At 40.9% G+C, this 22,163-nt stretch carries 20 protein-coding genes; 9 read left to right on the top strand and 11 right to left on the bottom strand.

From position 1 onward, the window contains the following. Window positions 1–41: 41 nt before the first annotated feature. Complete coding sequence (locus tag EDC51_RS02860; protein WP_015432785.1) at window positions 42–743, top strand: 3-deoxy-D-manno-octulosonic acid kinase; 702 nt, start codon at window positions 42–44, stop codon at window positions 741–743. Between the two features lie 45 nt (window positions 744–788). Here the strand turns inward: EDC51_RS02860 and EDC51_RS02865 are convergent, their stop codons facing one another. The 4 genes from EDC51_RS02865 to corC form a co-directional block, all read right to left on the bottom strand. Then, entirely contained in the window at window positions 789–1,388 is a 600-nt protein-coding gene (locus EDC51_RS02865; protein WP_125134721.1) for a sigma-E factor negative regulatory protein, read from the bottom strand. A gap of 26 nt (window positions 1,389–1,414) precedes the next feature. After that, window positions 1,415–1,990 (bottom strand): RNA polymerase sigma factor RpoE, encoded by a 576-nt coding sequence (rpoE, locus tag EDC51_RS02870; RefSeq protein WP_015432787.1) that lies wholly within the window; start codon window positions 1,988–1,990, stop codon window positions 1,415–1,417. A gap of 129 nt (window positions 1,991–2,119) precedes the next feature. Continuing rightward, entirely contained in the window at window positions 2,120–3,640 is a 1,521-nt protein-coding gene (gene lnt, locus EDC51_RS02875; protein ID WP_025289503.1) for an apolipoprotein N-acyltransferase, read from the bottom strand. Beyond that, window positions 3,637–4,527 carry a CNNM family magnesium/cobalt transport protein CorC gene (gene corC / locus EDC51_RS02880; RefSeq protein ID WP_064318971.1) on the bottom strand — a complete coding sequence of 297 codons (891 nt, stop codon included), beginning with the start codon at window positions 4,525–4,527 and terminating at the stop codon, window positions 3,637–3,639. The genes lnt and corC overlap by 4 nt, the downstream gene beginning before the upstream one ends. 140 nt (window positions 4,528–4,667) lie before the next feature. Between corC and EDC51_RS02885 the strand changes: the two genes are divergently transcribed. After that, window positions 4,668–5,309, top strand: coding sequence for a curli polymerization inhibitor CsgI-related protein (locus EDC51_RS02885; protein ID WP_125134719.1), 642 nt, complete (start codon window positions 4,668–4,670; stop codon window positions 5,307–5,309). Between the two features lie 56 nt (window positions 5,310–5,365). Here EDC51_RS02885 and cobB read toward each other — a convergent pair whose 3' ends face one another. From cobB to EDC51_RS02900, 3 genes are all read right to left on the bottom strand, one after another. Beyond that, window positions 5,366–6,088, bottom strand: coding sequence for a Sir2 family NAD+-dependent deacetylase (cobB, locus tag EDC51_RS02890; RefSeq protein WP_131928118.1), 723 nt, complete (start codon window positions 6,086–6,088; stop codon window positions 5,366–5,368). Window positions 6,089–6,189: 101 nt separating this feature from the next. Beyond that, window positions 6,190–6,741, bottom strand: coding sequence for an LbetaH domain-containing protein (locus EDC51_RS02895; protein ID WP_131928119.1), 552 nt, complete (start codon window positions 6,739–6,741; stop codon window positions 6,190–6,192). Between the two features lie 249 nt (window positions 6,742–6,990). Then, a complete protein-coding gene (locus tag EDC51_RS02900; protein WP_131928120.1) occupies window positions 6,991–7,359 on the bottom strand; it encodes a hypothetical protein in 369 nt (122 codons plus the stop codon). Window positions 7,360–7,614: 255 nt separating this feature from the next. On the opposite strand from EDC51_RS02900, the gene prfB reads away from it, so the two are divergent. The 4 genes from prfB to EDC51_RS02920 all read left to right on the top strand — a co-directional run bounded on the left by prfB (window position 7,615) and on the right by EDC51_RS02920 (window position 12,642). Next, a protein-coding gene (prfB, locus tag EDC51_RS02905) for a peptide chain release factor 2 (RefSeq protein ID WP_131928121.1) occupies window positions 7,615–8,713 on the top strand; the annotation gives its coding sequence in 2 pieces (ribosomal slippage) (window positions 7,615–7,689 and window positions 7,691–8,713; 1,098 coding nt in all). Window positions 8,714–8,726: 13 nt separating this feature from the next. Continuing rightward, on the top strand, window positions 8,727–9,914 hold the full coding sequence (gene metC / locus EDC51_RS02910; protein ID WP_131928122.1) for a cystathionine beta-lyase: 1,188 nt from the start codon (window positions 8,727–8,729) through the stop codon (window positions 9,912–9,914). 180 nt (window positions 9,915–10,094) lie between these two features. After that, complete coding sequence (locus EDC51_RS02915) at window positions 10,095–11,408, top strand: NCS2 family permease (RefSeq protein ID WP_015432802.1); 1,314 nt, start codon at window positions 10,095–10,097, stop codon at window positions 11,406–11,408. Between the two features lie 169 nt (window positions 11,409–11,577). After that, window positions 11,578–12,642 (top strand): acyl-CoA dehydrogenase family protein, encoded by a 1,065-nt coding sequence (locus tag EDC51_RS02920; protein ID WP_131928123.1) that lies wholly within the window; start codon window positions 11,578–11,580, stop codon window positions 12,640–12,642. Window positions 12,643–12,728: 86 nt separating this feature from the next. Here EDC51_RS02920 and mnmC read toward each other — a convergent pair whose 3' ends face one another. After that, window positions 12,729–14,732, bottom strand: coding sequence for a bifunctional tRNA (5-methylaminomethyl-2-thiouridine)(34)-methyltransferase MnmD/FAD-dependent 5-carboxymethylaminomethyl-2-thiouridine(34) oxidoreductase MnmC (gene mnmC / locus EDC51_RS02925; protein ID WP_131928124.1), 2,004 nt, complete (start codon window positions 14,730–14,732; stop codon window positions 12,729–12,731). Window positions 14,733–15,009: 277 nt separating this feature from the next. Here mnmC and purR point away from each other — a divergent pair, with 277 nt between their 5' ends. Both purR and EDC51_RS02935 read left to right on the top strand, forming a co-directional pair. Beyond that, the gene (gene purR / locus EDC51_RS02930; RefSeq protein WP_015432805.1) at window positions 15,010–16,020 is read left to right on the top strand and encodes an HTH-type transcriptional repressor PurR; all 1,011 of its coding nucleotides are present in this window, start codon (window positions 15,010–15,012) and stop codon (window positions 16,018–16,020) included. A gap of 9 nt (window positions 16,021–16,029) precedes the next feature. Then, entirely contained in the window at window positions 16,030–16,629 is a 600-nt protein-coding gene (locus EDC51_RS02935; protein WP_131928125.1) for a DedA family protein, read from the top strand. 41 nt (window positions 16,630–16,670) lie between these two features. Here EDC51_RS02935 and lpcA read toward each other — a convergent pair whose 3' ends face one another. After that, window positions 16,671–17,255: a D-sedoheptulose 7-phosphate isomerase gene (lpcA, locus tag EDC51_RS02940; protein ID WP_064318963.1), complete on the bottom strand. Its 585-nt coding sequence runs from the start codon at window positions 17,253–17,255 to the stop codon at window positions 16,671–16,673. A gap of 144 nt (window positions 17,256–17,399) precedes the next feature. Between lpcA and frr the strand changes: the two genes are divergently transcribed. After that, window positions 17,400–17,957 (top strand): ribosome recycling factor, encoded by a 558-nt coding sequence (gene frr / locus EDC51_RS02945; protein WP_015432808.1) that lies wholly within the window; start codon window positions 17,400–17,402, stop codon window positions 17,955–17,957. A gap of 108 nt (window positions 17,958–18,065) precedes the next feature. On the opposite strand, the gene EDC51_RS02950 is transcribed toward frr, so the two are convergent. Then, window positions 18,066–19,856, bottom strand: a complete 1,791-nt coding sequence (locus EDC51_RS02950) for an ABC transporter ATP-binding protein/permease (protein ID WP_131928126.1) — start codon at window positions 19,854–19,856, stop codon at window positions 18,066–18,068. A 66-nt stretch (window positions 19,857–19,922) separates the two neighbouring features. Next, on the bottom strand, window positions 19,923–22,055 hold the full coding sequence (locus EDC51_RS02955; RefSeq protein ID WP_131928127.1) for a TonB-dependent receptor: 2,133 nt from the start codon (window positions 22,053–22,055) through the stop codon (window positions 19,923–19,925). Between the last annotated feature and the right edge of the window lie 108 nt (window positions 22,056–22,163).

Genomic DNA, 22,163 nt, shown 5'->3' on the forward strand with positions numbered 1-22,163 from the left:
AGTGTAGAATTTCACGCATATTTCTGCCAAAAAATTTTACTATGTATTATCAATTTAATTCAGATATTGTTCCTGATTCGCAACAGGTCTTTATCAAAGAACTGCTAAATTGCAAAAATTTTGACAATTCCGACCGCTTGTTAGGCCTTTCAAAAGGGCGTGGTACAACTTGGTTTCTGTATACACAAGATAAACTCGGGGTTGATGTAGTTTTACGTCACTACTACCGTGGGGGCTTATTTGGTAAATTTGTCAAAGATCGTTATCTGTTTAAAACACTAAATAAGACGCGAGCGTTACAGGAATTTGACTTACTCACACAGATGCGAGCATGGAATTTACCTGTACCTAGACCCATTGCAGTAAAAATTCAACGCTCACCACTGTGCTATCAAGCTGATATTTTACTGGAGAAAATTGCTGACACACAGGATCTTAGCCAACTATTGCAATTACAACCTTTAACAAATGAAGACTATCAACAGATAGGGCAGCTGATCCGTCAATTACACGATCACCAAGTGCATCATTCTGATCTTAACATTCATAATATTTTGCGGGAGAAAGAAAGCGGGAAATTTTGGTTGATTGATTTTGATAAATGCCAAATTCAAGCAGGGCAAGAGTGGAAACAAGCTAATTTAGCGCGCTTATTACGTTCATTTAATAAAGAACAGGAACGATTGCATATTTATTTTAATTCAGAAAACTGGCAAGCCTTAGAACAAGGCTATTACCGCTAAAAATAACCCCTAATTACCATTTGAGTAATTAGGGGATTTCTTACATTACTGCTGTGATTTCACTTTATCTACTTCAGCAGTTTGTTCTTTGGAATTATCGTTATTTAAATGCGTACGACGTTGCAACTCATGATTTTGTAATAATGCATTTACTCGGCGTTGCTGAGCCTCGATTTGCTCTACAGTTGGTTGCTCTGAAGCGGGTGAATTGTAGCTAACCGGCTGAACTGAATTACTAAATGGGAGCGTTTGTAACACAGGCTGTTCCACTTGAGCGACCTCGTTTTCTGCATTCATTAGGTTTACGCCTACAACTGCAGCAAAACAAACAGACGCGGCAATACCTGCTTGCATTAGTGGCGTGCTCCAACGTTTTAATTGCAGTAATAAACCTCGTGGTTTCTCAGTTGTAGCATTAATATCACCTGCCACTGCGGTTTCGATTTCTTCTTTTTCAATTAGTGCTGCCATTTTTGCCGAAAAATCTGCACCAAGCAACTGTTCTTCTCCACGCATGATGCTACGAATTGCGTGGTAGTCTGCCCATTTCTGCTGTAATTCTGAACTGGCACACAAAGTGTCTGTAAATTCTCCGTTAACATCATGTCCATCCATATAGGCAGACAAAGTTTCACGTTGTTGCATAGATAACTCCAATAGTTTTAAATTTATTAACCCTGCATTAGTGGATTGACTTTAGCATCAATTGCTTCTCTGGCACGGAAAATTCTCGAACGAACAGTGCCAACAGGACACTGCATCGTTTCAGCAATTTCTTCGTAACTTAAACCTTCCAGCTCACGCAAGGTAATGGCTGTTTTTAATTCTGGGGGTAAATTTTCAATCGTCTCGAACACCACCCGTTTTAATTCTTCAGATAAAACCAAATTCTCTGGTGTATCTGCTTCACGTAAATGCACGCCGCTTTCGTAGCTTTCTGCATCTTCCGCAAGAATATCTTCTTTAGGTGGACGTCGTCCCATTGCTGTCAAATGATTCTTTGCAGTATTTACTGCAATTCGATAAAGCCATGTATAAAAAGCACTTTCCCCTCGAAAAGACTCTAATGAACGGTAGGCTTTAATAAAAGATTCTTGCACAATATCAGGAATATCATCTCGTGCAACATAGCGGGTTAGCAGCCCTGCTACTCGGTTTTGGTAACGTACTACCAACAAGTTAAACGCTTTTTTATCCCCTTTTTGCGCACGTTCTACTAATTCCTGATCGGCGATTTGCTCGCTCATTATCTTGCGTTCTCCTAACTTACTACGTTTTAACGCATCTTAACTATCTTAACGCACGCTTGCTTAGTGTGTTGATTGTCAAGAAAGTTCATTAACACGTTTCAAATGCCTAAAAAACAAACAAAAAATTTACCTAAATTTACGTCTATAAGCTATTTCAAACAGTATAACCAATAAACTCAAACCATAAATCGCCCAATTGCCCCAAAATGCAAATGGTGTTTGTCCCTGATAACTTTTAACCTCTTGGCTTAATACCAAAGTCTCAAATTGTGGTGCTTGTTGCTCTATTTGCCCATTTGCGCCAACAAAAGCAGTGATCCCTGTATTTGCAGCACGTAATAAAGGCTTGCCCAGCTCCAATGCCCGCATTCGCGCCATTTGAAAATGTTGCCAAGGCCCGATACTCTCACCAAACCACGCATCATTGGTGATCGTTAATAGATAATCTGCTGCGTAAGCTTTTTGATTTTGCTGTACTTGATCACCAAAAATAATTTCATAGCAGATGGCTGTATTAAATTGACGTTGCCCTGCAAATAATGGTTTCTGAATAAAATCACCTTGCGCAAGATTTACCGGCAATACAAAAACCTCGCGCATCCAATTAAGTAAATTGCCAAAGGGGACATACTCACCAAAAGGGACAAGATGATGCTTGTTAAAACGTAAAGAGGTATCTAATGAGTAGGGATATTCACTATTACCAAGCACCACGGCACTATTAAATAAACCATGCGAATTCTGATACAAAGTGCCCATAATTAGCTCACTGCCAGCTTTCATTCCAACCCAATGCAATTGTTCAAGCAATGGCGAAATCTGAGCTTCAGACACGGGAATTGCCGATTCTGGCAGAATAATCACATCACTTTTCCCCATTACTTCACCAATTAAGCTCTCATAGGTTCTAATGGTGTGATCAAAATGTTCAGGATTCCATTTCATCCGCTGTTCAATATTACCTTGCACTAAGCTAATCAGTTTGCTTTCTTTGCTTTCATCTGGAGCTACCCATATGATAAATTGGCTCAAAATAGCCATGAATATAACGCCACACATGGCTAACCAAGCGGTGAAATTTGAGGCTTTATTTGCAAAAAGTCGCTGGCACTGCACCATATAACCACTAATTAGCATAACAAAAAAAGTTAGCCCTTCCACCCCAAGAATAGGCGCAATACCAGAAAATGGGCTATCAATTAGACTATAGCCAAACTGTAACCACGGGAAGCCAGTAAAAATCACACCGCGTAAATATTCACTAAACGTCCAAATTGCAGCAATACTCCAAGGATTTATCAATTTAAAGCGTTGGATAACATACGCAAATAAAAGCGGATAAAATGCAAGATAAATAGCCAATAGTAACACAGCTAAATAACTGACAATCTCAGGTACGCCACCGAATTGAATCATACTAACATGCACCCAATTCACACCAATAGCAAAATAGCTCACTGCCCAAGTCAATACGCCAAGTAGTGCTGCCGCTTTTTGTGGCAAAGTTGCGATCCAAATTAACGCAATTGCTGAAATAAAGCTGACTATCCAATAGTCAAACGGGGAATAAGCAAATAAGCCTATCCCCCCAAAAAGGAAACCGCTTAAACAAGCGGTTGCTTTCATCGATTTTTTTGCAAAATTCATTCTTCGCTCGGCTTATCTTGTTGTTCCATTCGAGCAAGTTGTTCATCGCTCACGGTTACTCGTAATTGAATTAAACGGCGACTGTCAGCAGAGGTGACTTTAAACACCATTCCCCCCAATTCAATTTCTTCGCCACGTTTTGGTAAATGCCCAAAAGCTTGCATGACCAAACCACCAACAGTATCTACTTCTTCATCATTGAATTCTACCGCAAACAGTTCGTTAAATTTCTCAATATTAGTTAAAGCTAATACAGCATAAGTATGTTGCGAAAGCTGACGAATCGGCTCAATTTCGTCTTCATCAAACTCATCTTCAATATCGCCAACAATTTGCTCTAAAATATCTTCAATCGTTACTAAGCCTGATACCGCACCAAATTCATCAACAACAATCGCCATATGAAAACGTTCAGAGCGAAATTCTTTAAGCATTCTGTCCACCCGCTTACTTTCCGGCACAATCACCGCAGGGCGCAAAATTCCCTCCATTTCAAAGGCTTCTGAATCAGAACGTAAAAATTTCAGCAAATCTTTTGCTAATAAAATACCTTCAATGGTATCTTTGCCATCACGAATTACGGGGAAGCGAGAGTGGGCTGATTCAATAATCACATCAAGACAAGAATCAAGTGACTGTTCTGCATCAATAAAGACGATTTGTGGACGTGGAATCATAATATCGCGCACACGCAATTCTGAAATTTCCATCACACCTTCTATCATCTCTTTGGTGTCACTATCAATAAGCTCATTTTCTTCTGAGTTCCGAATCACCTCTACCAAATCTTCACGATTTTTCGGCTCTTGTTGGAATAAACCGCCAAATAGCGATTTAATTAAAGATTTCTTTTCTTGGGAAACGATTCCCTGCTGATCATCACTCATAACATTACTCAAAAAAACAAAACTTGCGAAAAGTATCACAATTTTATAAAAAAATCGACAAGCGACCTTTTGTTACTTTCTATTTCATTGAAATTAGCATAGGATACACAGGTTTTTGATACAACTCATAGGAGCTATTTATGAAATTAGGTCGAATCGCGATTGCGATTGCTGCATTAAGTGCTAGCACGCTCGGTTTAACTGCTACCTTAACATCTTCTTCAAATATTAGTTTTCTTGCTTTTGATGGGCAAAAAGTGAAAAAAAACACCCCCTCGCTGCAAGTAAACGAAAACCAAACACATCAAGCGGTAGTTGAAGTCACGAGCATTTATAGCTCAGGTTCAGATGAAAGTTTCTATGAATCTTCTCCGATTATAGTCACCTTTAAAGGGAGCAATGAAAATATTGTGATCGCAGCCCCAAATCTCACAACTAAAAATGATGTCGCAAAATTCCAACAATCCCCCGTATTAAAAGTAAGTACAGCCTCAGGTAAGCAAATTGAATCTCAGCAAGATATTTTAAAAGGCGAGGGCTTTATGCCAAATGCCAACATTGTGGATAACATCGCTGCTTATAATGCTGCTGAAAATAAAGCAGCGGTTAAAGGACTAGCCGCAACGGCAATGCCAATCGCTATTGCGAGCAATGGCAAAGCAACCAAAGGGAAAGTGATGGTACAAGGCGAAAATATTGCTGAACAACAGCTACAATATTGGTTCCAACAAGCCGACAAAGAAACGCAAAAACGTTTCCTAGATTGGGCAAAGAAACAATAATCTTTCCATAACAAGCGGTCGATTTTGCAGGAAATGTTGCAAAATCGACCGCTTGCTTATTCTTGAGTAATTGCCTCTAAAACTTCTGTCACAAATGCTGGCACAATTTCACTCGCTTTACCATATCTCGCCTCTTGAAACGCATTTTTAACAAGACTAGGTTCTAAATTCAACTCAATGGTTTTGGCGCCCCAATTATTCGCTTCTTGCACAAAACCAGCAGCCGGATAAACATTACCTGATGTACCAATAGAGATAAAAATATCGCATTCCATTAAAGCGGAATAAATCCTGTCCATCTCCAATGGCATTTCCTCAAACCAGACAATATGCGGACGCAATTTGCGTGGAATTTGGCAACAAGTACAACGATCTTCATCTTTCACATCACCTTGCCAATCATACACCGTGCCTTTGTTTGGACAACGGACTTTCAATAGTTCACCGTGCATATGAATGACGTTACGACTTCCTGCACGTTCGTGTAAATTATCTACATTTTGCGTCACAATCAGCAGATTTTCGCCCAATTTTTCCTCTAATTTCGCTAAGGCTAAATGGGCGGCATTCGGCTGAACCTCAGGGTCAAACAGCTTACGCCGGCGTTCATTATAAAAACATTGCACCAACTCCGGATCCCGTTTATAGCCCTCAGGCGTTGCCACATCTTCCACCCGATGATTTTCCCACAAACCGTCCTCGGCTCGGAAAGTACGAATGCCTGATTCGGCGGAAATTCCCGCACCGGTTAGCACCACGATTTTTAGATCTTTTTTCATTTTATTATCCTTCTTTTACTAGATCGCTATGTTCTAAAAAATACGCATAAGGTTGTTGTTGAATGGAAAAGAATGCTACCATTGTCAGATTAGGGGCAATTTCATTGAATTTCCACATTTCCATTAATATCACACGTTGCTTCAATTTTGGCATTACCATAAATCTGTACATTATCAGAAATTCGAATGCAGCCAAACGAATTTCCGCCAATTTGGGCATTGTCAAAAATTTTTACTGAACCACAAATCCAAGTCTCTTTTCCGCCTACTGCGGCATTGCCAAAAATTTCCACCTCATCTTCAATACTCCCTTTAACTGAGACTTTGGCATTATCATAAATTTTGACATTGCCACTTATCTCCCCTCTGATGACCTGAGCATTTCCATATAACTGCACTTGATCACTTAATGAAGAAAACCCGCCTAAATAAGCATTTTCAGAAACACAAGCCTGATCCCACACTTCCGCATTATTCGCCACCCAGCAATTTCCCTCGTGCGACAAATTATGCTCCCCACTGATAAAACCGCCTAAATCCCCTTCTTTAACTTTTGTGCTATTACTGGTTGTAAAAGTCTTTAACGCTTTGATTTGATACAGTTTTTGCTTCCCATTGCTACGATCACTTTCAATTAAGCTGTATTTTTTCATTTGCAACTCCTGTTTTATTGGATACATCTATTTTATGTAACAGTGCGATATTTTGTGTCGTAGGAAAAAATTTTTTCGATATGCTTTTGCAGAAATAAACAAAAATAACGCCATTTAAAACAGGCTAATCGGGAGAGTTAAAAGTCGGAGAAAGGTAAAAAAAGAACGGTGCAAATTTGTAGAGTTTTTACAAAATTGCACCGCTTGTGTAATAAAGAAATGAATTATTTGACTTTTTCAGCTAAGAACTCACCAATTTTTTTGATGAGATTCATTCCGTTGTAATACCTTAGCAACATTAGGAAAAGGTAAAACGGCAACAACAGTACCATTATCACTCTTTTTCCAAAGAATTCTTAATCCATCTATTAGCTCTAAATTATGCGCAGCACAATTAAAGCCTAGCGAATATTTACGCTGAAGTGAGGAAATTGATATTTGCGGATTTTGTTTTAGCTCTTCAATAAAAAGTTGTACCAACCGTTCATCAGTATAATCAAAACCAAATAGTACGAGCAGTTGCAATTTTTCTGCTGTTAAACTACCACCGAATATAAGCTGTGCCTCAGGATTAGCGTTTTTTCCAATTTTTGCATAATAAGATACAGGCTTTCTCATTTGCAGATAGCTTAGATTTAATTGTTTGATCTCCTTGCATCGTTAATTTAAACGAATTTGCAGTCTGTTGTAGGCATTGTTTAACTTGGTTTAACATTGTTAGCTCCTTGTCGTGATTAAATTTAATAGACTGTATTTAAAGCCCCGACATTTTGTTTCGCAAATAACTCCTTTTGCAAAAATTTGTGAAAATTCGACCGCTTGCTTGAGTTCCGCTATAATCCTCGCTCTTTAGTCATAAAATAAGGAAAGAAAATGTTTGAATTAAACCCAATTAAAAACCAACTGGCTGATTTAAGCGAGCGCACCGCGGTGATCAGGGGGTATCTTTGACTTTGATAGTAAAGTCGAACGCTTAGAAGAGGTAAATGCCGAGCTGGAGCAACCTGATGTGTGGAATAAGCCGGAAAAGGCGCAGGCACTTGGCAAAGAGCGGGCAATGTTAGAGCAAATTGTGAATACCATCAAAGCTCTAGAACAAGGTGTTGAAGATGTTGAAGGCTTGATTGAATTAGCGGTGGAAGCCGAAGATGAAGATACTTTCAATGAAGCCCAAGTGGAAGCGGACGAATTAGAGAAAAAACTTGCCGATTTAGAATTTAAGCGTATGTTCAGCGGCCCACACGACAGTGCCGATTGCTATTTGGATTTGCAAGCAGGTTCGGGCGGAACGGAAGCTCAAGATTGGACGGAAATGTTATTGCGTATGTATTTGCGTTGGGCGGAGAGCAAAGGGTTCAAAGCCGAGCTGATGGAGGCCTCAGACGGTGATGTGGCAGGGATTAAATCCGCTACCGTGAAAATTTCCGGTGACTATGCTTACGGCTGGTTCAGAACTGAAACCGGCATTCACCGCTTGGTGCGTAAAAGCCCGTTTGATGCCAATAACGGTCGTCACACCTCGTTCTCGGCGGCTTTCGTTTATCCGGAAGTCGATGACGATATTGATATTGAAATCAACCCTGCGGATTTGCGGATTGATGTGTATCGTGCCTCAGGGGCGGGTGGTCAGCACGTCAATAAAACCGAATCGGCGGTGCGAATTACCCATATGCCGAGCGGCATTGTGGTACAGTGCCAAAACGGTCGTTCGCAACATCAAAATAAAGATCAAGCGATGAAACAGCTCAAAGCGAAACTTTACGAGCTGGAAATGAGCAAGAAAAATGCGGAAAAACAGGCGATGGAAGACAACAAATCCGACATCGGTTGGGGCAGCCAGATCCGCTCTTATGTGCTAGACGATTCGCGAATTAAAGACCATCGCACCGGCGTAGAACACCGTACCACCCAACAAGTGTTAGACGGCGATTTAGATAAATTTGTCGAAGCCAGCCTCAAGGCGGGACTGTAAAAGAGGAAGAAAAATGAGCAAACACAACCTTTCAACAGCCTTAGTCCACGCTGGGCGTAAAGCTCGCTACACACAAGGTGCTGTAAATAGCGTTATTCAACGTGCCTCATCACTCGTCTTTGAGAGTGTTGCGCATAAAAAAGAAGCCACTCGTAACCGTTATAAAGGTGCATTATTTTATGGTAGACGTGGCACGCTAACCCATTTTGCTCTTCAAGATGCTATGTGTGAGCTGGAAGGCGGCGCAGGCTGTTATCTCTATCCTTGCGGAGCAGCAGCAGTTAGCCACAGTATTCTTGCTTTTGTGGCACAGGGCGATCATGTGTTAATGACAGGGGCGGCTTATGAGCCTACGCAAGATTTTTGCAATATTATTCTGAAAAAAATGGGGGTAAGCACCTCTTATTACGATCCGATGCTCGGAAGTCGTATTGCCGATCTCATTCAACCGAATACGAAAGTGCTTTTTTTAGAAAGTCCAAGCTCGCTAACGATGGAAGTGCCAGATGTGCCATCAATTGTACAAGCTGCTCGTGCAAAAAATCCCGAGATCGTCATTATGATCGATAATACTTGGTCGGCAGGCGTGCTGTTTCCAGCTTTAGAATACGGTATTGATATTTCGATTCAAGCCGGCACCAAATACTTGGTTGGACATTCTGACGCAATGATTGGAACGGCTGTTTCTAATGCACGTTGCTGGGATCAGCTACGTGAACACTCTTACCTAATGGGGCAAATGGTCGATGCGGATACAGCTTATATGACTGCTCGTGGATTACGTACTTTAGGTGTACGCTTACAGCAGCATCACGAAAACAGTATCCAAATTGCGCGCTGGCTTGCTACTCGTCCAGAAGTAAAAGCCGTTTACCATCCAGCACTGCCAAGTTGTTTTGGACATTCCTTTTTTAGCCGTGATTTCAAAGGATCAAGCGGTCTATTTTCCTTTGAACTTTGCAAAAAATTAAGCGATGAAGAGCTTGCGAATTTCTTAGATCATTTTGAACTATTTTCAATGGCATACTCTTGGGGTGGCTATGAATCTTTAATTCTCGCTAATCAACCAAACGAAATCGCCAAAATCCGCCCTACAATTGAGCGGAAATTGGAAGGCACATTAATTCGAGTGCATATCGGTTTGGAAGCGGTGGAAGATTTAATTGCTGATTTAGAAAAAGGCTTTGAGCGTATCGCTTAGATTGTTTATCTCTCGCCGATTGTTCGTAAAAATATCCAATATAGGCGAGAGAACCTCCAATCGCCCTTCTCTCTCTGTTTTTGCCTAAAACAACGGCAATAAACATTTGCGTAATCGTTTGCGTTACTGTAAAATCCGCGCCATTTTTTAATCCCTTCAAAACTAAAGGCGCTTACTACTATGTCCTTAAATGCTATTTTTCAATTGTCTGAACGCGGCTCTAACGTCCGTCAAGAAATTATTGCTGGTTTAACCACCTTCCTTGCAATGGTGTACTCGGTTATTGTTGTACCAAATATGCTCAGTGCTGCGGGTTTCCCTGCTGAATCTGTGTTTATCGCCACCTGCTTGGTAGCCGGACTTGGCTCTATGTTAATCGGTTTATGGGCAAATGCGCCAATGGCAATTGGCTGTGCTATCTCTCTTACTGCATTCACAGCTTTTAGCTTGGTATTAGGTCAAGGAATTAGTATTCCTGTTGCCTTAGGCGCAATTTTCTTAATGGGGGTAATCTTCACGATTGTTTCTGTGACAGGCATCCGTTCTTGGATCTTAAAAAACCTGCCATCAAGTATTGCTCATGGCGCAGGAATAGGAATTGGCTTATTTCTGCTGTTGATCGCAGCAAATGGCGTAGGTTTAGTCGTAGGCAATGATGCTGGTTTACCTGTAAAAATGGGAGAATTCACCTCATTCCCTGTCATTATGTCGTTATTTGGTTTAGCGGCAATCATTGGTTTAGAACGGTTGAAAGTCAAAGGCTCTATTTTATGGGTCATCATTGCCATTACAGCAATCGGTTTAATTTTCGATCCAAATGTCAAATTCGGTGGTGAAGTTTTCAAAATGCCAAGCTTCGGTGAACAATCACTTTTCCTTGAATTAGATGTGATGGGTGCTTTAAATGCCGCCGTATTGCCAGTGATTTTTGCTTTAGTTATGACCGCTATTTTTGATGCTACAGGCACAATTCGAGCGGTTGCTGGGCAAGCCAATTTACTAGATAAAGACGGGCAAATCATCAATGGAGGTCGAGCTTTAACCTCTGACTCAATGGGGAGCATTCTTTCTGGTTTATTCGGTACTGCACCGGCTGCCGTTTATATTGAATCTGCAGCAGGAACAGCCGTTGGTGGTAAGACAGGTTTAACTGCTGTGGTTGTTGGGGCGTTATTCTTATTAATGCTTTTCTTCCAGCCATTGGCATTTCTAGTACCAGGCTATGCAACAGCACCTGCATTAATGTATGTAGGTCTATTAATGTTAAGCAATGTGTCTAAATTAGATTTTGATGATTTCATTGGTGCGATGGCAGGGCTGGTTTGTGCCGTATTTATTGTGCTAACTGCTAATATCGTAACAGGGATTATGTTAGGTTTTGCCACTTTAGTTGTAGGCCGAGTACTTGCTGGTGAATTTAATAAATTAAATATTGGCACGGTAATTATTGCTGTTATTTTAGTCGCATTCTACGCGTTAGGCTTTGCCTTATAATCTATCTTACTCTCTTTGTTTAGAGCCCTGCTGAGCAGCAGGGCTTTCTTTTTCTCTCAAACAATATATTCCAAAAAAGAATATAAGATTATATTATTCTATTTTTAAGGAATAATTAATTCTCCTAGAATTTCTGCGATTACATAAATAAATATAGGAGAAAACCACAATGTCATACTTATCTCAATCTTTCCGAGATTGGCTCGTAGCACATGCTGATTCACTGGATCAATCAAATCAATTCGCCGATGAATTGCTACAACGAATTGCCGATGAAGGTGTGTTTAAATTAGGCATACCAAGCAAACTTGGAGGCAATAATAGTTCAGCACAACAAGTGATTGAAGCCATTAGTGAAATATCACAATATTCCTTAACCGCGGGTTTCATTACGTGGGGGCATAGAACTTTCATTGAAAATATCCTGCAAAGCGAGAATCCCTTTCCTCGCACACAATGGTTACCCGATTTACTCAATGGCAAACTAGCTGGCGGAACAGCGCTCTCTAATGCTATGAAATTTCTTGCAGGAATTGAAGAATTAAATGTCACAATTTGTGAAGAAAAAGGGGAATGCTACTTGAATGGGCGGCTACCTTGGGTCACAAATTTACGCGCAGATCATTTTGCTGCCGTTTTTATTGCAGGCTATGAAACCCCAAATGGGCGTGAACCTATCGTGATAGCAATCCCATCTGATGCACAAGGATTAACTCGTACTGAAGAACTAGATCTTATTGCCTTACAAGGTAGCAATACGGCAGCCTTAATCTTTGATAAGGTAAAACTCAACGATGATTGGATACTCTCTCATAATGCTCCCCTCTTTTTAAGTCAAATTCGCCCTCATTTCTTAGGTTTCCAATTCGGTATGGCATTTGGTTTGGCGGAACGCAGCCTAAATGAGGTAGAAAACACATTAGCAAGTAACCGTGTAATCCTTCAGCCTGAATGGGAGAAGCAAAAACAGGCACTGACTAAAATCAAACAGCAATTAGCAACAGGACTAGTTGCAAAAGATAGTTTTATTCAAAACCCTAAATCTTTATTCAAATTACGCATTGATATTGTAGATGTAGTTGCGCAAAGTGTACTACTAGAGTTACAAGCGGGTGGCGGCCGAGGCTATTTGCGCAACGCGGGCTCTGATTTTATCCGTCGGTGGCGTGAAGCAGCCTTCTTACCTGTGGTCACCCCAAGTGCCGTACAATTACGTTTAGTATTAGCAGCATAACCTCAACGCACACATAAAGTAGCAAGCGGTTTATTTTGCAACATTTTCTGCAAAATAAACCGCTTGTTGTATTTACGAGAAAGCAATTATTCGACACACCTTCCTTTCAACCAATTTCTTACCCAGCTACGATTTGGCATCAATACCTGATGAAGCTCTTCAGCTAATGGCAAAGGCTCACCACAAATTTGGCTTGCCAGCATTTCACCTAAAAGTGGTGCGGTGGTTAAACCTCGTGAGCCAAGCCCTGCAACTAAATATAAATGCGGATAAAAAGCCGCCATCTCAATTGGCTCTTTTCGCCGAAGTTGGTTATATAAATTGGCATATTGTTGCTTCTGCTGTGCAAAATTAGGCATGCTCCCAAACATTGGCATACGGTCTCGGAAGGCTGAACGAATGCCTACCTTCGCTTGATTTTGCGAAAAATCTGCGCTTTTTGCCCAGTCACAAGCGGTTAAATTTTGCGATAACTTTGCAAAATTCTGCTGATGTTCTTCTAGCGAAAAATGCGTTTCTTGATTATCTCGAATATGGCTTGCCCCTACACAGTGGCTGTCGCCTGCGGATTTGGGCGTAAGATAGCCGTCATAGCACACCACACATTTCAGCTTTGTCAGCATGCGGTTAGTTGGAATATGACTTACTTGCCCACGCACAGAATACAGAGGAATACCTTCAGCTTGTTCAAATTGTTTGAGTAAATGTCCATTAGCCAACACCACATTTTGATGAGAAAAATATTGTCCATTATGCTGCCATTGCCAACGGCAATTTTGGTATTCCAGTTTCTCAACGTGATGATTAAATACAATGTTCAAGCCCAACTTTTGCAAATACGCAAACCCATTTTGTACCAACTGACGAGGTGAGAGCCAGCCCCCCTGTGCGATAAACGCGCCATTATCTGTGACAGGCAAGCCAATTTTTTCGCTTAGCTGAGCGGCAGAAACCAGAGCAAACAGCGAAGGGCTCCAACCTTGCTCGGCAATTTTTTGCAGTTTCTTTGCTGCCTTATCATTATAAGCACATAACGCGACCCCCGTTAGCCCCTGTTCAAACGGCACTAGTGACGTGATTTGCGCCAAACGGCGTAAGGCATAATCAAAGCTATGCACATAAAAACGCACATTTCGTGAGTCGTCATCGCTTAATTGAGGGTACAAAGCACCTTGCAAATTACCCGATGCATTGCGCGCTGGTTCAGCATCTTTGCAATAAAGCGTCACCTTTATCCCCCGTTCTAACAGCGACCACGCCAAAAAGAGGCTTGCGACTCCCCCACCAATAATTGCCACCTCATTATGTTCACTTGCCTCAGGTTGCTTGTAATAAGGAAAGCGCAATACACTCATCTCACTTTCTGATGTTTTTTCACCCCACAGCATCTCTCGTTTTTTGCCAAAACCTTTGCGTTTTTTTACCTCAAAACCGACCGCTTGTAGCCCTCGGCGCACATTACTTGATGCGGTAAAAGTAGCAAAGCTGCCCCCTTTTCGGGTTAAACGAAACATTTGGCGGTATAAATGTTCGTTCCACATATCGGGATTTTTATCCGGTGAAAAGCCATCTAAAAACCAGCAATCGACTTTGCCATTGTGGTAATCGCCTAATTGCAACAAACTTTCTGCCATTTCACCAAACCAAAGATCGAGGTAAATTGCATCAAAATGATAACGTTCACATCCAGTTTGACGCGGCTGCCAACAAGCGGTCAGTTTTTGTGAAAATTCAGCAAATTGTGGGTAATTTTGCTGAATAGTCGCTAACTGTTCAGCGGTTAGTGGATATTTTTCAAAAGAAATAAAATAGAGCCGTTGAAGAGGGCTTTGAGGGAATGCTGCGCGAAATTGGCGAAATTTATCTGCTACAGCAAAGAAATTCAGCCCTGTACCAAACCCAGTCTCCGCAATCACAAAATGCGCTCGTGAATGGTTTTGCCATTTCTGCCAAAGCTGGTTGCCCTCTTGGAAGACATAGTAGCTTTCAGCAAGTCCGTCTTGGGTGGAAAAATAGATATCATCAAACTGTTCGGAAACAGGGGTGTTATCTGCATTAAAGGAGAGGGAAGCAAATGTAAGTTTATTCATTATTCAGCTCACAAAAAAACAAAAGGGCGATTACTCGCCCTTATCAATGAAAATTCATTAGAAAATGAAGTATCCAAATGCAACAATCATTCCTAAAGCACCGACCACCGCTAACATTGAATAACCAAAAGTACCCATAATTTCTCCCATTATTAAGTCAAAAAACTTCTCTATTCTAAGACGATTTAAACAAAATGCAAATGCAAGCGGTCATTTTTTCCAAAAATTTTACCAAATTAGGTATAATATCGACATTTTTTGACAGTAAGGAGAAAACATGGCAACGATTAAAGATGTGGCGAAACTCGCTGGTGTTTCGACCACAACGGTATCTCACGTGATTAATAAGACTCGATTTGTTGCGGAGGATACCACAAAAGCGGTATTAGATGCTGTTGAACAATTAAATTATTCCCCAAGTGCCATTGCTCGCAGTTTAAAAGTGAGCACCACGAAATCTATTGGCATGATCATCACCACCAGCGAAGCACCTTACTTTGCCGAAATCGTACAGGCAGTGGAAGAATACTGTTATCAACAAGGATATTCATTGTTTTTATGCAATACGCAAAATGAACCTGAAAAAATTAAAAATCATTTTGATATGCTATTGAAAAAACGCGTCGATGGCATTTTGGTGATGTGTTCAGAATATCGTGAAGATGCATTTGCGCTATTTAAATCAACCAAAGTGCCAATGGTTGTTATGGATTGGGGACCAAATGAAGATAAAAGTGACCGCATTATCGACCACTGTTTTGATGGCGGTTACCTTGCCACTAAACACCTCATTGAAAATGGGCATAAAGATATCGCTATTATTGCAGGTTATCTATATAAAACCACAGCTAAAGCACGTTATGATGGTTTTGTAAAAGCAATGGAAGAAGCTGGCTTGCCAGTCCGTCAAGAATGGGTCTTTGAAAATGACTTCCAGCCTGAGGGCGGTTACGAAAGTATGAACTACCTTTTAAAACAGTCTGAACGCCCAACGGCGGTTTTCTGTGGCTGCGACATGATGGCGCTTGGAGCGATTTCAGCGATTACCGAACAAGGACTGCATGTTCCACAAGATATTTCGGTGATCGGTTATGATAATATCCATAGTTCACGTTTTTTTGCACCACCGCTGACTACAGTCAATCAGTCTAAAATTCGTCTAGGTAAGATGGCGCTTGATCTACTGTTTGAACGTATTCAAAATAGTGAAAGCGAGCACCCGCCAAAAGTTTTGGAATTTTACCCAGAATTAGTCATTCGTAAATCAGTACGCAATTTAAATAAGTAAGGAATACGAATGGAATTTTTAATTAGTTTTTTCAGTAGTTACGGCTACTGGGCTGTTTTCTTAGTTCTACTTGCTTGTGGATTTGGCGTTCCTATTCCTGAAGATATTACCCTTGTTTCAGGCGGCGTTATCTCTGGATTAGGTTATACCAACGTGCACTGGATGTTAGTAGTGAGTATGCTCGGTGTACTTGTTGGCGATAGTACAATGTATTGGCTTGGCAGAATTTATGGGAAGAAAATTTTAAATTTTCCACTTATTCGCAATGTCGCCACGCCTGAACGTTTTGCCCAAGTACAAAAGCGTTTTCAAACCCAAGGATGGAAACTCTTATTTATTGCTCGCTTTTTACCTGGGTTGCGGGCGGTAGTCTATTTGGTCTCGGGTATTACCCGTAAAGTCAGTTTTGCCCGCTTCTTACTGGTTGATTTCTGTGCGGCGATTATCTCAGTGCCGATTTGGGTTTATCTTGGTGATTTCGGTGCCAAGAACTTAGATTGGCTGGAAGAGCAAATCCATAAAGGGCAGATGATTATCTGGATTGGCTTAATTATTATCGGGATTGTGGTCTATTGGAAATGGAAGAAAAACCGCAAAAATAATGCATAAAATTATGGGGCAGATCATTATTCTGCCCCTCTTTATTTTTATTACTTCATTTTCGCCATTTCAAATTCAACTAACATCATCAAAATATGAATCACTTTGATATGCACTTCTTGAATGCGATCTGCATAACGGAAATGCGGTACGCGAATTTCTACATCCGCTAAACCAGCCATCTGGCCACCATCTTTGCCTGTCATCGCAATCACCTTCATGCCTTTTTCTTTCGCTGCCTTAATTGCATTTAGCACATTTTTAGAATTGCCTGAAGTCGATAGCCCAAACAATACGTCACCTTTCTGACCAACACCTTCAATATAACGCGAGAAAACATAATCGTAGCCAAAATCATTACTCACACAGCTTAAATGGCTCACATCAGAAATCGCAATAGCAGGATAAGCCGGACGATTTTCGCGGTAACGACCTGTTAATTCTTCAGCAAAATGCATCGCATCACAATGCGAGCCCCCATTACCACAAGAAAGCACTTTACCTCCATTTTTAAAGCTTTCCGCAATAATTAACGCTGCATCTTGAATTAATTTTAGGTTATTTTTATCGTTAATAAAGTTATCTAGCACGGTACGTGCTTCTTCAAGTTCTGCGAGAATTTGTTGTTGATACATAGTATGTGTCCTTTTGTAAAAAAATTGAATTTAGTGACCGCTTGATCACGTCAAAGCGATGAGAGTCTATCACACTTAATGCTAGGAAAAACAGCAGAAATATCGTAAAATCCGCACGTTTTGTTTACCCATAAAGGATGTACGATGATTAACGAAATTAAAAAAGACACCCAAGAGCGCATGGAAAAAAGCCTTGAAGCCTTAAAAGGGCACATTGCGAAAATCCGTACAGGTCGCGCGCAGCCAAGCTTATTAGATGCAATCCAAGTAGATTACTACGGTGCGGCAACGCCACTTCGTCAGTTAGCTAACGTGGTAGCAGAAGATGCACGCACTCTCGCAGTAACGGTATTCGACCGTTCATTAATCCAAGCAGTTGAAAAAGCGATCTTAACCTCTGATTTAGGTTTAAACCCTTCTTCTGCGGGTACAACAATCCGTGTACCACTTCCGCCATTAACTGAAGAACGTCGCCGTGATTTAATTAAAATCGTAAAAGGCGAAGGGGAGCAAGGTAAAGTAGCTATCCGTAATGTGCGCCGTGATGCGAATGACAAAATCAAAGCATTAGAAAAAGAGAAAGCAATCAGCGAAAACGAAGAGCGTAAAGCACAAGAAGATATCCAAAAAATCACGGATACTTACATCAAGAAAGTTGATGAGATTTTAGCGGATAAAGAAAAAGAGTTGATGGATTTCTAATCTCTATTGATTTCATCTAACGGCTATTACACCATAGTTAGGCTGTAATGCGAGTTTAAACAAGCGGTTATTTTGCGATTTTTTTGCTAAAAATAACCGCTTGTTTTTTTATTTAACGCAACAATCATCAAGCCCACAATTCGCACGTTCTGACAATGAAATCATTTTGTTATGAAATTGCTGTAACGTACAACGATGTCCCACGCTGATAATAATACTTTGTGGGAGCGCCTTTCTAATCGTGCAATAAAGTAATGCTTCTGTTGGCTCATCTAAGGCAGAGGTGGTTTCATCTAAGAAAATCAGTTCTGGTTTACTCAGCAAAATGCGCACAAAAGCCACACGCTGTAATTCACCAGGAGAGAAAATAACTTGCCAATCATTATCTTGCTCCAAAGCGTGATGATATTTTTCTAAACGACATAGCGCCATTGCGGCTTTTAATTCCGCATCACTTGCTTGAATATGCGGATAGCAAATCGCTTGTTTTAATGTACCTTGCGGCATATAAGGGCGTTGGGGTAAAAAAAGCGGTTGCTCAACACAAGCACGCTCAGCAATACCCACTGTTTCAAAAGGATAAATCCCCGCCAACGCTTTCAGTAACGTGGTTTTACCCGAGCCTGAATCGCCTTGAATCAACAATGCATCCCCTGCTTTTAATTCAATGTTGATCTGAGCAAAAAGGATATGACCATATTGATCTTTCACCCCAAAATTTTTTAAGTAGAAGCCTTTAGAACAGGCAAGTGGCTGATGTACAGGCATTGCATCTAATTTATCAAGGGTGGTAAAAAAGCCATAGAGACGATTTAAGCGAGCCTGATAGAGCGTAAAATCATCATAAAAGAGGCGAAAAAATGACAACGCTCGCATTAAGCGGTTAAATGATTGCACGGTTTGGTGCATATCACCTAAGGTGAGCTGACCAGTGAAAAAACGAGGCGCTTGTAGCATTAACGGCAAAATCATCGCAATTTGTGTCACCCCCGTATTAAAGCCATCTAAGCCCAACATTTTTCGCACAATTTGCCAGCGATTATGGATAACAGCTTGGAATTTTGCTTGCAAATTGGCTTGCTCTTTGGCTTCACCAGAATAAAAAGCAATACTCTCCGCATTATCTCGCACTCGAATCAGCGAATAACGGTAATCACCTTGATAACGTTCTTTATTAAAATTCAGTTTGATCAAAGGTCTGCCGATCGCTACCGACAATAAAGTGGCTAGCAAAATAAAAATATAGATAAAAAAGACAACGCCTTTTGGTACCTCAAAACCTAACAGCACCAGAATGCCAGAAAGTCCCCATAAAATAATAGTAAATTCAATGGTGGAAACAATCGCATTAAGCACGCCTCGCACAGCATCTAATGTGCCGTGAATAAACTCTGAGGCATCTTGTTCAATTCGCTGGTCAATGTTATCTGGCAACTCTTTTTCGTATTTCACCAAATAGTAGTTTTTATTCGCCAGCCAACGATCCAGCATTTCACGATTCAGTTTTTCTAACCAACGGATTTCAAAGACTTGTTGTAAAAAATAGTTAATCACCGAATGAATAATTTTAACAACTACCAACATCAGATTGATCAAGGCAAAAAACCAAAATGCATCTACATCGAGTTTTTGCATTGAGCTGTACAGCCCATTATAAAAAAACGTATTGAGTACACTGATTCGCACTTCCATCAGCACCATCAGCAATAACAATAGCACTAATCCGATTGTTTTGACTTTATTTGATTTCCGCCAAATATCACGGCTAATATGCCAAAATCGCCGTCCAAATTCCGTTTTTCCAAGCAATAAACCGCACAGGTATAAGCCCAGTGCGGTGCAAAAAAGTGCGCTCATCAGCCACGAGAAACTATTCTGTAATTCTGTTTGCCAATTCATAATGTAATAAAAATAAAACAAGCGGCTGATTTTGCAGATTTTTTTGCAAAATCAACCGCTTGCTAATTAGAACGAATACTCTACTTTACTCCAATAAGTTCTTGGCAATCCAACGACTGCAAAACTGCGATCATATTGGCCTCGTTGTACTTGCCAGTAATGTTTATTAAACAGATTTTCTACCCCTGCTCGTAAGGTGATTTCCTGTTTATTCCCCAATTTTAGGCGATATTTTCCGCCCAAATCCACCGTAGTATAAGACGGCAAACGGTAGTTCGCCTGAGTATCTTGATAAGATTTTCCATAGTGCTGTAACCCTGCATTTAAGGTTAAATTGGCAATGAATGGCGTATCCCATTCCACAGCCGCTTTGGCTATCCAGCGTGGGCTAGTAACTTGCACACCAGTTACAATCGTATCTGCATAAGTGGGGTAATCAATAACTTTACCTTGATTGTAGCTAATACCTAAACTTGGGCGGAGCGTTTTGTTGAACAAATTCGCATAGAGATTGACTTCTACCCCACGATTGCGTTCTTTTCCTTGCTCTTTCCCTGCACGAGCTGCCATCGCTTCGGTATTGCCACGAATAATGCCTGGACGGCTAAGTTCATATACACTCAAACTGGTACTGAGCATTTCATACCAGTTTTTACGCACACCGACTTCAATCTGTTTGGTTACACGAGGGCTGTTCATTTCACCGGTATCAGGATCTGCATTACCGGGTTCTAAATCTTCTAAATAGTTAGCGTAATAGACTAAATCCGCATTAGGCACATAAGCCAGCGCGACCATTGGGCTGAAACGATCCGCTTTTAAACGTACATCTGTTGTGCGATTAAGCTGTTCAATCCATTGGAAACGCCCACCAAGCGTTAAACGAATTTGGTTATCCATAAAGCCTAAGGTATCTGATGCAGCGATACTTTGTGCCGTAAATTTATTGTCTGCCGCTTGGCTTAAGCTACCATGTTCAGGCTCATCAATAAATTCAGGCGAATAAATGTTGGTAGTATAACGTCCACCACGCTGACGTGTTGGGTTATTATCGTGATCACGGCTTCGTTGCACTGCGTCATAAGCGAAGCTCCAACTGTGATGGATAGAACCTGTTTCAATTTCACCCTGCAATTTCAAATTACCACTAGTAGTACGAGAGCGGAAATCAATGGCGGTCGCATTAGCGGCACGATAATTGCCATCGCTATTTAACATCGTTAATTGAGTGAAGTTACCGTAGTATTTAGATTCCATATGCCCAATGCCACCGGATAGCATCATATTAAACGGTAAATCGTATTCAAATGTGAGTAATGCAGTTTCATCATCTGTCGTTTGGCGAGACCAACTCGGCACTAAGTTCGTTTTACCATTCGGTGCTTCTGGCATAGCAAAGGTTAAATTTTGCATATCTTGCACCCTTGCTCGTCCACCTTTGGTAGCTCGTTTAGTTTGGAAATAATCCACACCTACACGCAATTTTTCACCACGATAATCGGCACCAATCGCAATCTCTTTGGCAAGTTCACTATAATTTGTGCGAGCGGTATTACCATCACGATATAACCCACTGACACGCACGCCCCATTCATTATTTGCGCCAAAGCGTCTGCCAAAGTCAAAGCTCTCTTGTAAACGGCTATTGGAAAACCACGCGAATCCCACTTTGTTAATCGGCTCATCGGTTGCACGTTTGGTTTCTATATTTACTGCTGCACCTGCTGCCCCTTCTGGATCCATTCCAACTGTTGCAGTTGATGCGCCTTTAATCAGCTGTGCTGAACCGACTGCGGAAGTTGCTGTGTTATAAGCACCATATAATCCTGCTAAGCCATTTACGCTAAACTGACGCGCATCAAGCTGTAAACCTCGTACATAAATGCCACCAAGCGTATTGGTTTCTCCACCAAAGTTCATAATAGAGGCATCGGTTTTTGCCAACGCATCAACCACATTACGTGGCGCTTTATCAGCAAATGCCTGCTCATCGTAATTCACCACCGTAATGGGCGAGGTAAAAGCAAGCTGTTTGCCAAGTAAACTTAAATCCACAACGGCTTTTAAATTATCAGTAGCTTTAAATTTTTCTAGTTCTGCAACGACATTTACTTCATCTAATGATTCAATTTGTGTTTCAGCAAGGAGAAAAGAAGGGAGGAAAAGCGCGGAATAGAGAATGCTGTGTTTGAATGTCATAAATTTAGCCTTAACCATTAATATTGAGAATAGTTAGTATTATATATATTTAATATTTAAACACAAGCTAAACCGTTTTAGTTACAAACCCTAAGAATTTCAGCTACT

It is taken from the genome of Bibersteinia trehalosi (assembly GCF_004346205.1).
GTDB lineage: Bacteria > Pseudomonadota > Gammaproteobacteria > Enterobacterales > Pasteurellaceae > Bibersteinia > Bibersteinia trehalosi.